This is a genomic window from Thioclava sp. UBA3469 (genome assembly GCF_002378135.1).
GTDB classification, from domain to species: domain Bacteria; phylum Pseudomonadota; class Alphaproteobacteria; order Rhodobacterales; family Rhodobacteraceae; genus Thioclava; species Thioclava sediminum.
The window spans coordinates 2,990-3,358 of sequence record NZ_DFRG01000194.1; the positions used below are offsets into that span (position 1 = coordinate 2,990).

The following is a 369-nucleotide window of genomic DNA, read 5'->3' on the forward strand; positions in this document are numbered from 1 at the left end:
GGTCGGCGCCTCGGGGGCGATTGCAGGCGTGATGGGGGGCTATCTGCTGCTCTATCCGAAAGCGCGGATTGACGTGCTTTTCTACTTCCTCGTCTTCTTCAAGATCTGGGCCACGCCTGCATGGCTGGTTCTGGGTCTCTGGTTCGCGATCCAGCTGTTCAATGAAGTCACTAGCGGCGCGTCGGGCGGCGTCGCCCACATGGCCCATATCGGAGGCTTCGTGGCGGGCGCGCTTCTGACGCTGCCGCTGTGGTATCGCCTTGGCGGGCCGCTCTTCTGGCGGCTCACCCATGGCCACCCGCCCTTCCCCGAGGCCCGCGAGCGCCAAACCAATATCCCCACAGTCACACGGAGACGCTGATGCTGCCC

General features: G+C 64.8%; 1 protein-coding gene. It reads left to right on the plus strand.

All coding sequences use genetic code 11. The features are described from left to right. The coding region (locus B3D39_RS13870; RefSeq protein WP_286789811.1) for a rhomboid family intramembrane serine protease at window positions 1–361 on the plus strand (361 nt) is incomplete at its 5' end. Window positions 362–369 lie beyond the last annotated feature (8 nt).